This window comes from Streptomyces sp. NPDC002588 (assembly GCF_040295925.1).
GTDB lineage: Bacteria > Actinomycetota > Actinomycetes > Streptomycetales > Streptomycetaceae > Streptomyces.
Genome location: NZ_JBEOWF010000008.1, coordinates 69,735 through 86,735, shown reverse-complemented (window position 1 = coordinate 86,735; position 17,001 = coordinate 69,735). Strand labels below are relative to the sequence as shown.

The 17,001-nt window shown below is 69.2% G+C and carries 21 protein-coding genes and 1 pseudogene; 7 read left to right on the top strand and 15 right to left on the bottom strand.

Annotated elements, in window-relative coordinates:
- The first annotated feature begins 67 nt into the window (after positions 1 to 67).
- Complete coding sequence (locus ABT057_RS11100; protein ID WP_502973856.1) at positions 68 to 904, top strand: L,D-transpeptidase family protein; 837 nt, start codon at positions 68 to 70, stop codon at positions 902 to 904.
- A gap of 249 nt (positions 905 to 1,153) precedes the next feature.
- On the opposite strand, the gene ABT057_RS11095 is transcribed toward ABT057_RS11100, so the two are convergent.
- From ABT057_RS11095 to ABT057_RS11075, 5 genes are all read right to left on the bottom strand, one after another.
- Positions 1,154 to 2,206 carry a hypothetical protein gene (locus ABT057_RS11095; protein WP_352342277.1) on the bottom strand — a complete coding sequence of 351 codons (1,053 nt, stop codon included), beginning with the start codon at positions 2,204 to 2,206 and terminating at the stop codon, positions 1,154 to 1,156.
- Positions 2,206 to 2,865, bottom strand: coding sequence for an RNA polymerase sigma factor (locus tag ABT057_RS11090; RefSeq protein ID WP_352342275.1), 660 nt, complete (start codon positions 2,863 to 2,865; stop codon positions 2,206 to 2,208). Before ABT057_RS11090 ends, ABT057_RS11095 begins: the two co-directional genes overlap by 1 nt.
- 330 nt (positions 2,866 to 3,195) lie before the next feature.
- Positions 3,196 to 3,837, bottom strand: a complete 642-nt coding sequence (locus ABT057_RS11085; protein WP_352342273.1) for an RNA polymerase sigma factor — start codon at positions 3,835 to 3,837, stop codon at positions 3,196 to 3,198.
- Between the two features lie 127 nt (positions 3,838 to 3,964).
- On the bottom strand, positions 3,965 to 4,537 hold the full coding sequence (locus ABT057_RS11080; RefSeq protein ID WP_352342272.1) for a hypothetical protein: 573 nt from the start codon (positions 4,535 to 4,537) through the stop codon (positions 3,965 to 3,967).
- 123 nt (positions 4,538 to 4,660) lie between these two features.
- Positions 4,661 to 6,283 (bottom strand): beta-N-acetylhexosaminidase, encoded by a 1,623-nt coding sequence (locus tag ABT057_RS11075; RefSeq protein ID WP_352342516.1) that lies wholly within the window; start codon positions 6,281 to 6,283, stop codon positions 4,661 to 4,663.
- Between the two features lie 223 nt (positions 6,284 to 6,506).
- Between ABT057_RS11075 and ABT057_RS11070 the strand changes: the two genes are divergently transcribed.
- The 6 genes and pseudogenes from ABT057_RS11070 to ABT057_RS11045 all read left to right on the top strand — a co-directional run bounded on the left by ABT057_RS11070 (position 6,507) and on the right by ABT057_RS11045 (position 11,477).
- Positions 6,507 to 7,061 (top strand): 2-oxo-4-hydroxy-4-carboxy-5-ureidoimidazoline decarboxylase, encoded by a 555-nt coding sequence (locus ABT057_RS11070; protein ID WP_352342271.1) that lies wholly within the window; start codon positions 6,507 to 6,509, stop codon positions 7,059 to 7,061.
- Between the two features lie 249 nt (positions 7,062 to 7,310).
- Entirely contained in the window at positions 7,311 to 7,691 is a 381-nt protein-coding gene (sdhC, locus tag ABT057_RS11065; RefSeq protein ID WP_079061657.1) for a succinate dehydrogenase, cytochrome b556 subunit, read from the top strand.
- 5 nt (positions 7,692 to 7,696) lie between these two features.
- Positions 7,697 to 8,179: a succinate dehydrogenase hydrophobic membrane anchor subunit gene (locus tag ABT057_RS11060; protein ID WP_352342269.1), complete on the top strand. Its 483-nt coding sequence runs from the start codon at positions 7,697 to 7,699 to the stop codon at positions 8,177 to 8,179.
- A 19-nt stretch (positions 8,180 to 8,198) separates the two neighbouring features.
- A complete protein-coding gene (sdhA, locus tag ABT057_RS11055; RefSeq protein WP_352342267.1) occupies positions 8,199 to 9,953 on the top strand; it encodes a succinate dehydrogenase flavoprotein subunit in 1,755 nt (584 codons plus the stop codon).
- Positions 9,953 to 10,732, top strand: a complete 780-nt coding sequence (locus ABT057_RS11050; RefSeq protein ID WP_352342266.1) for a succinate dehydrogenase iron-sulfur subunit — start codon at positions 9,953 to 9,955, stop codon at positions 10,730 to 10,732. Before sdhA ends, ABT057_RS11050 begins: the two co-directional genes overlap by 1 nt.
- Positions 10,733 to 10,932: 200 nt before the next feature.
- Positions 10,933 to 11,477, top strand: a pseudogene (locus tag ABT057_RS11045) (Uma2 family endonuclease).
- Positions 11,478 to 11,481: 4 nt separating this feature from the next.
- Here ABT057_RS11045 and ABT057_RS11040 read toward each other — a convergent pair.
- The 10 genes from ABT057_RS11040 to ABT057_RS10995 form a co-directional block, all read right to left on the bottom strand.
- Positions 11,482 to 11,925 (bottom strand): SMI1/KNR4 family protein, encoded by a 444-nt coding sequence (locus tag ABT057_RS11040; RefSeq protein WP_352342264.1) that lies wholly within the window; start codon positions 11,923 to 11,925, stop codon positions 11,482 to 11,484.
- A 527-nt stretch (positions 11,926 to 12,452) separates the two neighbouring features.
- Positions 12,453 to 12,689, bottom strand: a complete 237-nt coding sequence (locus ABT057_RS11035; RefSeq protein ID WP_502973855.1) for a helix-turn-helix domain-containing protein — start codon at positions 12,687 to 12,689, stop codon at positions 12,453 to 12,455.
- A gap of 14 nt (positions 12,690 to 12,703) precedes the next feature.
- Positions 12,704 to 13,042: a helix-turn-helix domain-containing protein gene (locus ABT057_RS11030; protein WP_352342262.1), complete on the bottom strand. Its 339-nt coding sequence runs from the start codon at positions 13,040 to 13,042 to the stop codon at positions 12,704 to 12,706.
- Positions 13,039 to 13,422, bottom strand: a complete 384-nt coding sequence (locus ABT057_RS11025) for a type II toxin-antitoxin system RelE/ParE family toxin (RefSeq protein ID WP_352342514.1) — start codon at positions 13,420 to 13,422, stop codon at positions 13,039 to 13,041. Before ABT057_RS11025 ends, ABT057_RS11030 begins: the two co-directional genes overlap by 4 nt.
- A 333-nt stretch (positions 13,423 to 13,755) precedes the next feature.
- Complete coding sequence (locus ABT057_RS11020) at positions 13,756 to 14,094, bottom strand: hypothetical protein (protein ID WP_352342260.1); 339 nt, start codon at positions 14,092 to 14,094, stop codon at positions 13,756 to 13,758.
- Between the two features lie 92 nt (positions 14,095 to 14,186).
- The gene (locus ABT057_RS11015) at positions 14,187 to 14,537 is read right to left on the bottom strand and encodes a hypothetical protein (RefSeq protein ID WP_352342258.1); all 351 of its coding nucleotides are present in this window, start codon (positions 14,535 to 14,537) and stop codon (positions 14,187 to 14,189) included.
- 8 nt (positions 14,538 to 14,545) lie between these two features.
- Complete coding sequence (locus ABT057_RS11010) at positions 14,546 to 15,034, bottom strand: hypothetical protein (RefSeq protein WP_352342256.1); 489 nt, start codon at positions 15,032 to 15,034, stop codon at positions 14,546 to 14,548.
- Positions 15,035 to 15,600: 566 nt separating this feature from the next.
- The gene (locus tag ABT057_RS11005) at positions 15,601 to 15,825 is read right to left on the bottom strand and encodes a type II toxin-antitoxin system HicA family toxin (RefSeq protein WP_030735403.1); all 225 of its coding nucleotides are present in this window, start codon (positions 15,823 to 15,825) and stop codon (positions 15,601 to 15,603) included.
- Positions 15,822 to 16,037 carry a type II toxin-antitoxin system HicB family antitoxin gene (locus ABT057_RS11000; RefSeq protein ID WP_352342255.1) on the bottom strand — a complete coding sequence of 72 codons (216 nt, stop codon included), beginning with the start codon at positions 16,035 to 16,037 and terminating at the stop codon, positions 15,822 to 15,824. Before ABT057_RS11000 ends, ABT057_RS11005 begins: the two co-directional genes overlap by 4 nt.
- Before the next feature lie 448 nt (positions 16,038 to 16,485).
- Positions 16,486 to 16,932 carry a GntR family transcriptional regulator gene (locus tag ABT057_RS10995; protein ID WP_352342253.1) on the bottom strand — a complete coding sequence of 149 codons (447 nt, stop codon included), beginning with the start codon at positions 16,930 to 16,932 and terminating at the stop codon, positions 16,486 to 16,488.
- Positions 16,933 to 17,001 lie beyond the last annotated feature (69 nt).

Below are 17,001 nucleotides of genomic sequence, written 5' to 3'. Positions count from 1 at the left end.
GAGCGGCCCCCGTTCACCACCATGCCGGGCCGTTCGCGCGGAGTCATCCGGGGGGAACATCTCAGGCATGCGGATGCGGAGATCGATCACCGCCCTGGCCGGCACGGCGGCCACGGCGGCTCTGACGACGGTGTGCGGCTGTACCGTGCAGGCCCCGGACCAGGCGGGCGGCCACACGCGGCCGCCCGTCCACATCGACGTCAGCCGTACGGCACCGGCGCCGGACCCGAGCACCACCACCCCCGACGACAAGCCGAGCGCGGCCCCCGCCCCCGCCGTCCTGTGGTCGCGCGGCGACACCGGGCGGGACGTGCGCGAACTCCAGGCCCGGCTGCGGCAGCTCGCCTGGCTCTTCGAGGGCCCGACGGGGACGTACGGCGAGCAGACGGAGCAGGCGGTCAAGGGGTTCCAGGCCAAGCGGGGGCTGCCGCAGACGGGACGGACGGACACCGTCACCTGGCGGCGGCTGGTCGGCATGTCCCACGAACCGGGGCAGTGGGAGCTGTATCCGATGGGCGGTCAGCCGGCCGCCGCACCCGACTCCCGGTGTCTGACGGGGCGGGTGCTGTGCGTCGACAAGACGAGCCGCACCCTGCGCTGGATGATCGACGGCCGGACCGTGTCGACGATGTCGGTCCGGTTCGGCTCTCAGTACACGCCGACGCGGGAAGGCGTGTTCCACGTCTTCCTGAAGTCCCGCGACCATGTGTCCACGCTCTTCCACACGCCGATGCCGTACGCGATGTTCTTCAGCGGCGGGCAGGCGGTGCACTACTCGGCGGACTTCGCGGCCCGGGGCTACGCCGGTGCCTCGCACGGCTGTGTGAACGTACGGGACGAGGCGGCGATCTCGGCGCTCTTCGCCCAGGTGCGGAACGGCGACAAGGTCGTCGTGTCCTGGTGAGTTCTGGGGCGCGGGCGGGACCGGGGGAACGTGTCCCGCCCGCGCCAGGTGCACGAGCCGTAGGTACGGGGGGAACCCCGGCTCAGTGCGAGGGCCGATGACCAGTCGGCTCACTATCTACTGCGCCCCGGGCGCCGAAAACGTCACACCTCCCGGGAAAAAAATTCTGCGGGATCACGAAACCGCAGGTCAGTGGGCTGAAGAGATGACGCCGGGCGGGACTTTCGACGCCCGCCCCAGTGACAGCCCTCAGTGGTGGCTGCCGCCGCCGTGGCCGCCGGAGGCCCGGCCACCGCCATGACCGGTGCCCGTGCCGGTGCCGACGTCGGTGCCGGACGTGGTGCCGGTGCCGGACTTGTCGTCCTGGTCCTGGTCCTGGTCCTGGCCCGTGCCGAGCGAGCCGCCGCTGCCGCCGCCCGACCTGCCGTCGCGCCCCGTGCCGCCGTCGGCGCCGGTGTTGTCGTCGTCCCCGCCCGGGGAGCCCGTACCGGCAACCCCGCCTTGGCCGCCGTCGAGGACGTCCGCGCAGTACTTCGGCACCCGCGACCGGCCGCCCGCCAGGTTCTCCAGGGTGGTGCGGCGCCCGGGGGCCAGGGTCCGGCCCGCGCGGATGTCGCGGCAGGACAAGGTCACGCCTTTCGGCCAGGTGCCGGGCGTGCCCGGGGCGGCGGAGGAACCGCCGGCCGTCTTCCCGCCGCCGGTGGCGGCGCTGCCGGGCGGGCCGCTGCCGCCGTCCGGGGCCGCCGCGTCCGTACCGCCGCCGTCCGAGGCGCCCGGCGACGGTGAGACCGGCGGGCGGTCGGGGCTCACGGCGGCCGAGACGGAGGCTCCGGGTTCCGGTCCGGTGCCGTCGAACGGGCGGGGCAGGAAACCGGTACCGGCCGCGACCCCGCCGACGATGCCGACGGCGAGCGCGGCGGCCAGCCCGAACCGCACGGACCGGCTCCGTCCGCCGTACCGCTTCTCACGAGTGGGGCCGCCGATGCGGACCAGTCCGGCGTCGGCCTCGTCGGTGGGATGGGCCCCGGCGCCGGGGAAGGCGGCCGGGGACTGCCTCCGCTCCCGTTCCGCGCGGGCCTCGCTGAAGGCCTTCAGGGCCGCGGACTCACCGGGGAGTTCCTCGTCGGCGTGGAGACCGGCGAGCGTCGGTCCGTCGCCCAGCGCGGCGAGCGCGGCCAGCGTCCTGGCGAGCTGCTCGGCCTGTTCGCGGGCCTCGGGGCCGACAGCGTCGCCGGGTGACTCACCGCGCAGCAGACGCTCCGCCGTCTCTCGGTCGAGCCACCTGTCCTGCTTGTCGGCCATCACATGTCCTTCTGCGTCCGCGTGCGCGCATGCGTCACACTCGCGGACGTTATCGCGCCGGGCCGCGGCCCCCGCTGGGGCGGCAGGGCGTCCAGCGCACCGGCCGACTCCGGGTCCTCGCCGAGCAGTTCGGCGAGCTTCTTCAGGCCGCGGTGCGCGGCGGTACGGACGGCGCCGGGCCGTTTGCCGAGCGTCTCGGCGGCGGTCTTGGCGTCCAGGCCCATCACGACCCGCAGGACGACGGCCTCGGCCTGGTCCTGCGGCAGCCGGGCGATGAGGTCCAGGGTGCGGCCGGTGGCGAGCGCCTCGATGGCCTCGCCAGCGGTGTCGGACTCGGCGGGCCGGCCGGTCAGCTCGGTCTCGTCGCCGCCTATGGCCGGACGCCGCCCGCGCATGCGGATGTGGTCCAGTGCGCGGTTGCGGGCGATCCGGGCGGCCCAGCCGCGGAAGCGGTCCGCGTCCCCGCTGAACCGCTCCAGGTCACGGGCGATCTGGAGCCAGGACTCGGAGGCCACGTCCTCGGCGTCGAGATCGCCGACGAGCGTGCGCACGTATCCGAGCAGCCGCGGGTGCACCGAGCGGTACACGGTCCGGAACGCGGTCTCGTCTCCGTCCTGTGCCGCAAGCACCGCGGCTGTCAGCTCCGCGTCGTCCCCCACGTGGCGGTTCCTCGGTCGATGGTTCGCGGTCCTCGGACCGCAGGTCGGTGCGGTGGTCTGCCGCTTGGCCGTTCGGCGCGAAAGGCACGTTACGACCTGAAACTGTCGGCCGTCCACGTCCGTAGAACATGCAACTGACTCGTGACGCGGGAAGGGGGCCGGAAGGTGTGACAGAAAACGCACTCATGGCGCTGTAGGGAGTACGGGCCGCCGCGCGACCCGTGCCGCGCGACGGCCGGGGCCTCTCCTGTGGGGGGTGGCGGCCCCGGCCGTTGCTTCGGCGACTCCACGGTCCGGCAGGCGCCCCTCCGGCGTCCGCCCGTTCACCCGTCACCGATCTCCCGGCGCACCGCGGTCACCATCGCTAACCTCCTCCTCCACCTCCTCGTCCGTGACCGTGACGGCCAGCCGACGGGCCAGCCGTCTCAGGCCGCGGTGCGCGGCCGTGCGCACGGCACCCGGGCGCTTGCCGAGGACGCGGGCGGCGGCGGGCCCGTCCAGTCCTACGACGACCCGCAGCAGCACGGCCTCCGCCTGGTCCTGCGGCAGCCCGCGGACCAGTTCCAGGGCGTGTTGGGTGGAGAGGGACTCCAGCGCCTGGTCATGAGTGCTGTACGGGCCGGGCAGGTCGGTTACGGCGTCCTGCTCCAGCGCCGTCGTCCGGGGCCGCACGCGGCGGCGGCGCAGATGGTCCAGGGCCCGGTGCCGGGCGATGGTCGCGGTCCAGCCGCGGAACCCCGCGCCGTCCCCCTTGAACCGTCCGAGGTCACGGGCGATCTCCAGCCAGGCGTCGGACGCCACGTCCTCGGCGTCGTCGCCGACGATCCCGCGCAGATAGCCGAGCAGCCCCGGCTGCACGATCCGGTACGCGACGGCGAACGCGGCCTCGTCCCCGTCCCGGGCCCGCGCCACGGCCGCACCCAGTTCCCCGTCGTCCGCCTGCGCCCGCCGGGGTTCCCCTCCCTGGCCCAAGACAGTCCTCGTTCACACTTCGCACGATTCCGTCGCGGGGCGCACGCCCCCACGGTCATCAGCGCCGCCCCGCCCGGAAATGTCACAAGCTGTACTGTCCACCGACCGCCGCCCACCAGGTCGGCGCTCAGGCGCGCCCCCGTGCCCGCCGGGACACCACCGCGCGCAGCACTCTGCGCCCCTCCGTGGACACGTCCAGCGCGCGACGCAGTCCGCCCGCGCCGTGGGCCGCGAGGAGCTCCAGGACGGTGACCTGGCGGCGCAGCTCGGCGGCGACGAGGGGCGGCATGCCCTCCGTACGGCCCGCGCGGCGGGAGTCGACGGAGCCGGCGTCCTCGGCCGGGTCGAGCAGGCGGTGGATCTGGAGCGAGGCGACGGAGCAGGCGTCCGCCCACAACCGCACCTCGGCGGCGGACCGGTCGGCCGGAGCCGCGTCGAGCATCCGGCGGGCGAGCAGCGCGGCCTCCCCGTCGTCCTCGCCCGACGCCAGCTTGGAGCGCACCTGTTCCAGGCACGTGCCCCAGTCCTCGGAACCGGCACCGGCACCGGGACCGGCACCGGTCTCGGCGAGGCTCGCCCACAGCGGCCGGAGGGTGTCGTCCTGGCCGCCGAGCAGGGGCACGCATCGATCCAAACAGGCCAGCCCGCTGGTGGCCAGCCCGCGTTCGTCGGCCTGCGCGATCAGTTCCACCAGGCTCATCCACGTCTCCCTCGCCAGGGCGCCCGCCTCACGGAGCCCGCACTTTCCCTTACTGCGCGCGACGAAGGAAGACTGTCACACAGTGGATTTTCAGCCAAGGGGCGCCCTGCCGGGTGCCCTGCCTCAGCCCAGCCGCCCCGCCAGTGAGGTGAACTGCGTCCAGGACATCGACGGCGTCCGCGCGTCCCACAGCTTCTGCGCGAGGGCCCGCAGCGGCATCCGGACTCCGGCGGCGACCTGGCCTTCCGTCTGCGAGTTCGCGAGATCGCACCACACGGAGAAGGACCCGCCGAGGATCTGGCTGTCGTACCTCGCCGGCACCGCCGTCGTGCCGCGCAGCACCCGCGGGGTCCACTGCTGGTAGATGCGCTGTCCGGTCGGGTAGGCGAAGTCGTTCGGCTCGCCGAGGACGTAGTAGAGGTACTCGTCGTTGTAGTTGAGCACCTTGCGCCCGGTGCTCAGGTACTCCGTCGGCACCCGCGCCCCGATCTCCTTGCCCGTCCAGTACGCGACCACGAGGTCGGAGGCGGGCTTCACGGTCGTGCCGCGGAAGAAGCCGTCGTTCCACACCCGCATGGTCCGGTCGTGGGCGCGGACGGTGTCGGCGCGGTCGTTGAGCCAGCCCGTCGCGAGGTCGGCGACGCCCGCTCCGGAGCCGTAGCGCTGCCGCGCCGCGGTGGCGAGCTGCGGGTAGGAGGCGGCCGGGCTGGAGACGGTCAGCGCCTGGTACTCGTCGCCGCCGAGGTGCCACTGCGCGCCGGGGAACAGGCCCGCGTACTCGCCCAGCAGGTCGTCGAGGAGCTTCCCGGAGGCGTCCTTGGAGATGTCGATCGCCCCGCGCGTCGCCACCCCGTTCACATTGCGCAGCTGCAGCTCGGGATGGGCGGCGAGGACGGCCCCGAGGTGGCCGGGCGAGTCGATCTCCGGGACGACGGTGATGTGCCGCGAGGCGGCGAGGTCGACGATCTGCTTGACCTGGGCCTTGGTGAGGTGCTGCTGCGCCACGATCTCCGGGTGCGTGTCGGACTCGATCCGGAAGGCCTGGTCGTCGGAGAAGTGCAGTCCGAACTGGTTGTACTTCAGGTCCCCGAGCTCCCGGATCCGGTCCTCGATCCACCCCGGGGAGAAGTACTTGCGCGCGATGTCCAGGGAGAAGGCCCGCTGCGGCTTGGCGGGCGCGTCCCGCACGATGCCCTCCGGGGCCCTGCCCGCGCCCTTCACCTCCTGCTTGAGCGTGCGGGTGCCGTAGAAGACGCCGGCGTCGGAGGGCCCGCTGACGGTGACCCGCCCTCGCCCTACGTTCATGGTGTACGACTCCGGGTTCCCGCTCCCGCCGCCGATCGTCAGCCGCAGGTCGCCGAAGCGGACGTCGTCCTTCTCCCCCGCGTACGTCATCCCCAGCTCCCCGGCGATCAGCCGCCCCTCGTCGGTGAGGCTCGGGTCGCTCACGACCACCCGGTACTCGGCGGTGGGCCGCCAGCCGGGGCCGCGGGCGGCCGAGTGGGTGCGGACGGCGGGAATGGTGCGGGGGGCGGTGGACAGGGGGTAGGTGCGGGTGGGGCTGGGGGCGGCGGAGGTCCTCGCCGCGGAGGCGGACGGCCCGTCGCCGGTGGCGGCCCCCCGGGAGGTCTGCCGTCCCGCCACGGATCCCGCGACCGTGCTGTCGTCCCCGTCGGCCGAGGCCCACAGCCCCACTCCGACCCCGAGGGCCGCGACCAGCCCGCCGGCTATGAGGGCCCGCAGCACGACCCGCTGCTGCGGCTGCTTCTCTGGCGCCCGGCGCCGATGCCTGTGCCTGCTCACTCCGCCAACCGTACGACCCCCGCGTGGCCTAAGCGCGCCGAAGCAGTCCACCACACGTTCTGAAACTCTCCCGTTAGAGTGAAATTCGGGCAAGCGTCGGACACATCATGACCACTCCCGATAACGTGACGACACACCCTCCACCGCATCCCCTGCCACATCACACGTGACGCGAGGACCCACGCTGTCTGCGCACCGTCTTCCCCAGCTCACCGGCCGCCTTCCCATACCGGCGCAGACCCGGAGCCCGTCGGCCCCTCTCCTGGACACCTTCAACACCGTCCCGGCCGAAGAGGCTCACGAGACCCTCCTCACCTGCCTGCACAGCCTGCGCTGGGCGCGCCGCGTGGCCGAACACCGCCCGTACCCCACCCCGGAAGCCCTCCTGGCCGCGTCGGACGAGGCGGCGTACGACCTGACGGCGGGGGATCTGACGGAGGCCCTGGCGGCGGAGGCCCTGCCCACGCTGCCCGAGGGGACGTACGAGGCGGCCCACACCGCGCTGAGCGCGGCCCACGCAGCCTACGAGGCCCGCTTCGGACATGTGTTCGTCATCTGCCTCGACGGTGTACCGCAGAACGAGGTCCTCGACCACGTCCTGGAGGGAATCCGGTCACGATTGACAAACGATCCGGAGGAGGAGCGGGTCGTCACGGCGGAGGAGCTGCGGCGCCTGGCACGGCAACGACTGGGGAAGCTCCTTCAAGGGCGCGGGCTGTGACATCTGCGGCTCCGCCACGGGGCGCGACCAGCCCAAACGACACCGCACCCGGCAGACAACCCGCACAACCCACCACAGATGCCGCAACGCTCACCCATATGCGTGCCACTTTGATCACACCGGTAGGCCCGGCGTAAGCGCCGCAGGCAACCGTCGCTACGATGCTGGGGGCCGGTGGACCGTACCCGGCCGGGCCCGTCCGACACCGAAGCCGGCAGGCCCCAATCCCCGCTCCCGGAGGGTTCTTCCGTGCCGGCTGGAACGCTGTACCGCGGCCGGGAAGGAATGTGGTCCTGGGTGGCTCATCGAGTCACCGGCGTCCTCATCTTCTTCTTCCTGTTCGTACACGTCCTGGACACCGCTCTCGTGCGTGTCTCCCCCGAGGACTACGACAAGGTCGTAGCCACGTACAAGACGCCGATCGTGGCCGTGCTGGAGTACGGCCTCGTCGCCGCCATCCTCTTCCACGCGCTCAACGGCCTGCGTGTCATCGCCGTCGACTTCTGGTCGAAGGGCCCGCGCTACCAGAAGCAGATGCTCTGGAGCGTCGTGGGCATCTGGGTCGTGCTGATGCTCGGGGCGATCTACCCCGTCCTCGGCCACGCCGCTCGTGAACTGTTCGGGAGCTGAGCCCCATGGCCACCACTGAAACCACCGCGTCCGGGATCGGCCCCGTCGAGGGCGGCTCGTTCTACGACGTCGACAACCCTGCGCCCCTCATCGAGGCCCCGCGCAAGCGCACCAAGAAGTCCCCGAAGTCCACCCGGGGCAACTTCGAGATGGCCGCATGGCTGTTCATGCGCCTGTCCGGCGTCGTGCTGGTCGTCCTCGTCATCGGTCACCTGCTGATCCAGCTCGTGCTGGACGGCGGCGTGTCGAAGATCGGCTTCGCCTTCGTGGCGGGCCGCTGGGCGTCTCCGTTCTGGCAGGTCTGGGACCTCCTCATGCTGTGGCTCGCGATGCTGCACGGTGCCAACGGCCTGCGCACGGTCATCAACGACTACGCGGAGCGCGCGAACACCCGGCTGTGGCTGAAGGGCCTGCTCTACACCGCCACGGTGTTCACCATCCTGCTGGGCACGCTGGTGATCTTCACCTTCGACCCGAACATCCGCTAGGCACGGGGTTGCGAGAAACATGAAGATCCACAAGTACGACACAGTCATCGTCGGCGCCGGCGGCGCGGGGATGCGCGCGGCCATCGAGTCGACGAAGCGCAGCCGCACCGCGGTCCTGACCAAGCTCTACCCCACCCGCTCCCACACGGGCGCCGCGCAGGGCGGTATGGCCGCCGCGCTGGCCAACGTGGAGGAGGACAACTGGGAGTGGCACACCTTCGACACGGTCAAGGGCGGTGACTACCTGGTCGACCAGGACGCCGCCGAGATCCTGGCGAAGGAGGCCATCGACTCCGTCCTCGACCTGGAGAAGATGGGCCTGCCGTTCAACCGCACGCCGGACGGCACGATCGACCAGCGCCGCTTCGGCGGTCACAGCCGCAACCACGGCGAGGCACCGGTCCGCCGGTCCTGCTACGCGGCGGACCGCACCGGCCACATGATCCTGCAGACGCTGTACCAGAACTGCGTGAAGGAGGGCGTGGAGTTCTTCAACGAGTTCTACGTCCTCGACCAGCTGATCACCGAGGAAGACGGCGTCAGGAAGTCGGCCGGCGTCGTCGCCTACGAACTGGCGACCGGCGAGATCCACGTCTTCCAGGCGAAGGCCGTGATCTACGCGTCCGGCGGCTGCGGCAAGTTCTTCAAGGTGACGTCGAACGCGCACACGCTGACCGGTGACGGCCAGGCGGCGGTCTACCGCCGCGGCCTGCCGCTGGAGGACATGGAGTTCTTCCAGTTCCACCCGACCGGCATCTGGCGCATGGGCATCCTGCTGACGGAGGGCGCCCGTGGTGAGGGCGGCATCCTCCGCAACAAGGACGGCGAGCGCTTCATGGAGAAGTACGCGCCGGTCATGAAGGACCTCGCGTCCCGGGACGTCGTCTCGCGCTCCATCTACACGGAGATCCGCGAGGGCCGCGGCTGTGGCCCCGAGGGCGACCACGTCTACCTGGACCTCACCCACCTCCCGCCGGAGCAGCTGGACGCCAAGCTGCCCGACATCACCGAGTTCGCGCGCACCTACCTGGGCATCGAGCCGTACACGGACCCGATCCCGATCCAGCCCACCGCGCACTACGCCATGGGCGGCATCCCGACGAACGTCGAGGGTGAGGTCCTGGCCGACAACACGACGGTCGTCCCCGGCCTGTACGCGGCCGGCGAGGTCGCCTGCGTCTCGGTCCACGGCGCCAACCGCCTCGGCACCAACTCGCTGCTCGACATCAACGTCTTCGGCCGCCGCGCGGGCATCGCCGCCGCCGAGTACAGCCAGCGGGCGGACTACGTCGAGCTCCCCGAGAGCCCGGCGGACCTGGTGGTCTCCCAGATCGAGCGGCTGCGCACGTCCACCGGCACCGAGCGGGTGGCGGTCCTGCGCCGCGAGCTGCAGGAGACCATGGACGCGAACGTCATGGTGTTCCGCACCGAGCAGACGATCAAGACCGCGGTCGAGAAGATCGCGGAGCTGCGCGAGCGCTACAAGAACGTGTCGATCCAGGACAAGGGCCGCCGTTTCAACACGGACCTCCTCGAGGCGATCGAGCTCGGCAACCTGCTCGACCTGGCCGAGGTCATGGCGGTCTCCGCGCTCGCCCGCAAGGAGTCCCGCGGCGGTCACTACCGCGAGGACTACCCCAACCGCGACGACGTCAACTTCATGCGCCACACCATGGCGTACCGCGAGGTGGGCGACGACGGCAGCGAGACCGTCCGTCTCGACTACAAGCCGGTCGTCCAGACCCGCTACCAGCCGATGGAGCGTAAGTACTGATGGCAACCCCGACCCTCGACAAGGCGGACGCGGCCGGCGCCCCCGAGCCCGGCTTCGCCGACTCCCCGTACATCACGGTCACCTTCCGCATCCGCCGCTTCAACTCCGAGGTCTCGGCGGAAGCGACCTGGGAAGACTTCCAGCTGGAGATCGACCCGAAGGAGCGTGTCCTCGACGCCCTCCACAAGATCAAGTGGGATCTGGACGGCACCCTGACCTTCCGCCGCTCCTGCGCCCACGGCATCTGCGGTTCGGACGCGATGCGGATCAACGGCAAGAACCGCCTCGCGTGCAAGACGCTGATCAAGGACATCAACCCCGCCAAGCCGATCACGGTCGAGCCCATAAAGGGCCTGACGGTCCTGAAGGACCTGGTCGTCGACATGGACCCGTTCTTCCAGGCGTACCGCGACGTCATGCCCTTCCTCATCACGAAGGACACGAACGAGCCCACGCGGGAACGCCTCCAGTCGGCGGAGGACCGCGAGCGCTTCGACGACACCACGAAGTGCATCCTCTGCGCCGCGTGCACGTCCTCGTGCCCGGTGTTCTGGAACGACGGCCAGTACTTCGGCCCGGCCGCGATCGTCAACGCGCACCGCTTCATCTTCGACAGCCGTGACGAGGCGGGCGAGCAGCGCCTCGAGATCCTGAACGACCGCGACGGCGTCTGGCGCTGCCGCACCACGTTCAACTGCACGGACGCCTGCCCGCGCGGCATCGAGGTGACGAAGGCGATCGCCGAGGTGAAGAAGGCACTGATCACGCGCCGCTTCTGAGGTCGTCTTCAGTACGTCCGCGAGGGCCCCGTTTCCCGGTCGGTGACCGGGGGCGGGGCCCTCGGGCGTGCAGGCGGCCGGGGGCCACGATCGGGTGACGCACCACTGACCGGGACCCGCTCGCCAGTCCGCTACCTGGACGATGTCCGCATGGCAGCATCACGACCGGCCCGCCCCTGACCACGTGGGCCGACTGGCTCATGGAACGCAACCCCGGCCACCGCTTCGAGATCATTGACGGAGTCCTGGTGGTGACCCCACTCCCCGACGGCCCGCACACCGAGGTACTCACAGACGTGACGGTCGCGTACTTCCGGGCGGGCATCGAACGCTCCGGGGCAGAGGTCCTCCAGAAGGTAGCGGTCTGGCTCCCCACCGACGCGGAGGACTACGCCATTCCGGACCTCTCCGTGGTGGACCCGGACTTCGAGGCCCACATGGTCGAGAACAACTGCTACGCCCCGGACTGTTTCCGCATGGTTCTGGAGGTCACGTCGGAGAACCCGAACCTGGACCTACGTCACAAGGTGCGCGCGTACGCGGCGGCCGCGATCCCGGTCTATGTGATCGTCGACCGCGAGAACCAGCGTCTCCACGTCCTCACCGCCCCACCGAGGACGAGTACGCCACCCACCGCGTGCACTCCCCGGGCGAGGTGGTCACCCTGCCCGACTCCATCGGGGCCCAGGTGAAGTTGGACGTCGCGGAGATCCTCAAGGCGGGTCAGCCGAAGACGAGCGGCTGAGTCGTCACCACGGGGCGTACCACTCGGGATCCCCGCCACCGAGCCGCCGGCGAAGATAGTCCTCCAGGCTGCTCGCCACCCAGCGCCGGCTGTCGCTCTCGTGATCCCAGACGAAGACGTCCGCCCGCTCGGGCTTGACGACGAAGGCGAACAGATCCCCATTACCGCTCTCCCCGAAGAGAAGCAGCGGATCGAACGGCATGTACAGCCCCCGGAAATCGACCGAACTCCGGAACTCGAGATTCCGGTCGACGACCTCCCCGACCGAACACACGACACGGGCCCCGTGCTTGTCCCGGGCGCCGTCCACCACACCCCAGAATTCCTTCAACGCGGCAGGAAGCGGATGCCCCAACACCACTTCCGCCACCCGCATTTCCTCCTCACAACCGGGTTGCCCCGCAAGTTCCACGTCACCCGACAGCGAGGAAATGAGCTCGATCCACATACGGTCATCTTTCATGAATCCACGCCACACACAACCCTCTTTACGCGGCAAGCACATAGACCTCCCGCACCCCGCCCAGCAGCCGCTCAAGGCCCGGCGACGAGAGCGACTTCATCGACCGGCAGGTACCCCCAAACCGTTCCGCAACCGTCGTCACCGAGCAGCGCCCTTCCGGAGACCGGCAGCCCAGGACGGCCAGCCCGACATCGCCGCCGCCCTCGGCCTCACGTGCCGAACCCGGACAGATCCCGATCACGCAATGGCCCTGACCGGGGACCAGTGGAGGCCGAAGCCGCCACGCGAGACCACATCGCCGGCGGGGTGGACACGCCGGCTCCGGACTGTCGTGGAGGCAGCCGTGCTCGAAGCGAGCCGCGCCCAGGGCGAATCCCGACCGCTCACCTCCACGAGTGATCCACTGTGACAGCCGTTCCACGTCCGTCCATGTGCACTGAAGTCCGCCGGTGTTGCCGTCACTACTGCAGTCGACGGTCTAGACCACTCAGGCTCGGGATTTGAGATCCACGTCAAGCTGCCTCGTCGTGCGGAGTGAGACTGATGCTCAAGTCGGCTCCAAGGGCACGGGCCAGGCGGCGCAGCATCGGAAGGGTAGGCACCGTTCCACCGGCTTCGAAGCGGGAGATCTGCGGCTGTTTCATCCCGCACCGCTCAGCCAGCTGGGCCTGGGACAGCCCGAGCTCGGTGCGCCGGTCATGGACGAGTCTGCCCAGCTCGCGGGCGAGTGCTGTGGAGGCTTCAGGCATGGCTCCTCCCGGGTTCAGGCGGCGGGGGTGACGATGGTGACGGTGGGCTCATCCCCAGGGGCGAGGTGCATGTCGACGGTGAGGTCCAGGGCTCGGGCCAGGCGCATGATGACAGCGATGGGCGGCAGTTCGGTGGCAGTCTCGATGCCTTCGACCTCATCGGCTGTGGTGTGCAGGCGCTCGGCCAGGTCGGCCTCGCTCAGCCCGAGTTGCTTGCGCCGGTCGTAGACGGCTTTGCCCAGGGTCATGGCCAGACTGGCTTCTTCATAGACGCGGTCATACTCAGGGTCGGCGTCGAGGTGCTCACCAACCAGCTGGCGGTGGCGGCGGGTCCTCCATTCGCTGTGATTCATCGGCTCTCCTTGAGGTCACGGCTGTAGAGGTCGTGTTCGGCGGCTGCCTGGTGCTCGGCTTCGCACAGCCGTTGAGCGGCATGCGCGCGGTCCACTTCGGCCTGCTCGCGCATCTTGGTCTTGCGGAACACGGTGAGCAGCACGACGCGACGGTCGGGCGCGAGCCAGTAGGTAATGCGCTGGTGGGCATCGCCGAGGCGGAAGCGCAGCTCGCGGAGCTTGCCGCCCAGGTGGCGGGAGTGCGGTTCGTCGAGCGTGGTGGGCTGCTCGGCGAGCAGGTCGGCGACACGTTCGGCCTGCTTATAGTGATGGGCGGGAATGCTCTCCAGCCACAGCCGCACCTCCGGTTCGATCTCGATCGAGTACCGCCCGCTGTCCATAGCACCGATGATATACGGCACGGGGTGCGAGAGCGCGACTTCGTAGCTCAGGTCGTGTGCCGTCGCCGCGACCGTAGCCACTCCACGTCGCACGGCCACGCCCACATCGGCGTCACCGGCCCCGTCTACGCCCACGTCCGACTCCGCCTCCAGCGCGACGCCATCGACACCCTCAGCACCGCGCTCAGCAATGGTGGGATCACCGAGACGGCCAGCTCCGATGGCGACGAACCGCCGCCTTGCGCGAGTGAAAGCAAGGTCGTGGGCTATAGGAAGAGGGGACAGGTCATCAACCTGCCCCCTCTCGCCATTTACCGCACCTACCCGCGGAGGTTATTCACCCACCGCGAACCGCCAATCCCACAGAGGTTCCCTCTGGAACCGCTCCAGAACCTCTCCATATTCGATGAGTTCGCCGTAATTAGTATCCAGCAAGCCCGATAGCCCCTGGATTACTTCACCCAGGAGATCGCGAATACAAGACACTCCCGAGTATTCAAGCGTGATCGCCTGAAACTCGCCAATCCTCTGGCGAATCTCATTCCCTTCCTCCTGATCGAATTCATCGAGGACATCCCCGGACGCGTCTACACCGAAGCTGCATTCTCCTCGATCCAGCCGATCAAAGGTTTCACCCTCACTGTAGGCGCCAGCCTGCTGCAGACGGGCCACGATGTGCTGATGGCTCCCTGGGGGGCTGAGGAGAACGATGGTAGGCTGCATGGATCTTCCTGTCGTGACGGGCGCTTGTGTCGCATCTTGGACTACGGAGCCAAGATATCCAGCAGGACATTCTTGTCGCGAGTGACCATGATGCCGGCCTGCTCAAGACTCTTGATCACGCTTCCTCGCCCTTGCGGGAGGTAAACGATGACCGGATAATCCGTCAGACTCTGAGTCCTCAAAGCCTGTTTCAGCACTCCCTTACCCGAGCCTGTCTTGACCTGAACCACGGCGTTCCTCGTCACGATGTCGAAATCCGTGAGCACTTGGCCGTCTGCGCCGACAATGTCGACTCCCTGTGCCCGGACATGCCCTCCGCTGACGTTGCCGTCACCGTTGCCGTCAAACCACGCAGGGGTCCCGCTGGAACACTCCAGCGGGACCCCTGTCATTTCACCCTCTATTCGCGTGGCGTCGAGTCCAGCCACTCCGGCGAGAACCGCTGAATTACCGGATTATCGGCCAACCCGGGGACATTTCCAGTCAGACGAGCATGCGCCTCTCGCAGGAAGTCACCGAAAGCGCCAACAAGCTCTTCCCGCTCCACAGAGACCCGCCACTGATGCTTCGAGGACGTAATTTCAACTAGACCAGCATCACGTCGCAAGCGGATGATTTCATCGTCTTCCGTGAAGCCGATCGCCGCATCTTCTCCTGACAATAGACGACTCAACGCGTGGCAGAGAGAAAGGGCTAGATCAACGAGGGTTAGATGCCCCTCGCTAGAGATAACCTCAACCTCGCCAACCACGAGTTCGGCACTCACCCCGAAGTACTTGTAGCAGAGATCCGTCTCACTGATGGCCGCTGGGTTTACCTGGAAGGCCTTGTCCCAGGTATCGCGCCAAGGCGACCCAGCTTTCGGCACCTCGAAAGAGAATTGAATCACGAATTCCTCAGCTCGCCGTTACTCAACTAGAACGGGAACGCCGTCACGACTTTACCGTCAACAACGACGACACGGATGCCTGTCAACTCTCCCCCGCCATTCGCCGGACCTGCCCTTCCAACGGGAACGCCGAAATCCCACTCATATATCTGTCCGGCGCGTGGCCTACCGGTTTCAGGGTCCGGAGTGTTAGCCCTAGGCGTCCCTCGGTCGATGGTCTCCGCTATTCGCCCGCGAACATGTTTGGCCTTGCCTGTGAAAATTCCAGCCTTATCGTCGACCTTCACACCGCCAGGACGGTGCCGATCCACGATGTGCTGCCAGTCCCCATTTTCCAGCGCCGCGGTTCCACACAGGCCATTCGAATTGTGAACGAGGACCGGAGTCGACCCAGCCAGCACATAGTACGTGTGCTACGCGACCCCTCCCCACCTGCGTTTTCGCAGGTCAAGCGGTATTCGGCGGTCCGCTGGGGTGCGGGTTCGGCCGGGGTTGTTCGTGGTTGTTGCCGTCACTACTGCCGTCAGAGGTCCAGACCTGGTCCAGGCCCGGACTGGGCCTCTGGGCTACTTGAGGTGCTCGGTGAGGTCGTCCACGGTCCAGTCGGCCTGGCGGAGGATGGAGCGGAGGGTGCCGGGCGCGAGGGAGCGGTGCAGGGGCACGATGACGGTGCGATCGTCCTTGCGGTACTTGGCGTGGCTGCCGCGGGTCGCGATGTGGCCGAAGCCGGCGCGTTCGAGTGCCTTGGCGATCTCGGTGCCGGACAGGCCGTGGGGGACGGCGGGGCTCATGCGACGCGGACTTCCACCGGGGCGGTGATCACGTCGGCGACGGCCTCGGGGGCGGGGGCGTCCTCGAAGTACAGCTCCAGTGCCTCGCGGAGGTTGGCCAGGGCCTCTTCGATGCTCTCCCCCTGGCTGGTGACCTCGACCTGGAGACAGCGGGCCACGTACCACTCGTCCTCACGGGTGACCGCAGCGGTCAGATGCAGTGCGCGTGTCATGGATGAAAGTCTGGCACGCCGGGCGACGCCGTCAGAGGTTTTCCGGCCGCGGACCACCGAATGCGGTGAGTCTCCAGCGACGCGCGGTCGGGGGCGACTCGGCCGCCAGAGGCGACGTCGGCCACCGCCCTCGGTGAGCCCGGTGACGGACGTGAAGGGTCGGCCCCCTGGTCGGCCCTTGCCTGCGATCCGGCCGTAGGACGGTCGTCGGCGACAACTTGCTGTGCGAAGCTCGAGGGCTCAACGCCCACAACATGCGCCTGGCGGCACCAGGTTGGGCCCAGCTCGCGCCTGGGTCCGGCCGTCTGCCAGCACCTCACTCGGGTCTCGGCTGCTCGCCCGACGGCGGGTCGGTCGGCGACGGAGGCCCGCACCAGCGGGCGGGTCCCGCCTTGAACCTCGAAGAGAAAATCTGAACGCAGCCCCGGAGCCCGCCCGGCGCGGCGGGTCAGTGGCCCTGCTCGTCTCCGCCCGCCTCCAGGGCCTGGACGCGGTGACGGAGGTCGGCGATCTCCTCGACGGCGTCGGCCAGGGCACGTTCCAGCGCCTCGACGCGGGCCGCCGTTCCGCTTGCGGGTTCGGTTACCTCCCTGCCGTCTTGGTCATCAGCTTCGGCCTCATTGTCGGGGTGGTCGCGGTGGGCGACGAAGGCGCCCTTGCCGGGGCGGGAGACCGCCCACCCGTCCTCCTTCAGCACGGTCATTGCCTTCTGCACGGTCAGGCTGGATGCCCCGAACTCCCGCATCAGCACGGCCTGCGTCGGCAGCGGATCTCCCGGCTGCAGACCGCCTGAGCGGATCCGCTCTCGCAAGGTCTCGGCGATGACCTCGAACGTCAGCTGCACCCCGCTGCCCGCCGGCCTGCGCCCGCGTCGCCCCACCACCACGCCGGTCACCCCTGCCCTCCGTGCCCCACTACCACCGGATTTCGGCCCGTCCAAACCCGGAAACCGGCCTCACACTAC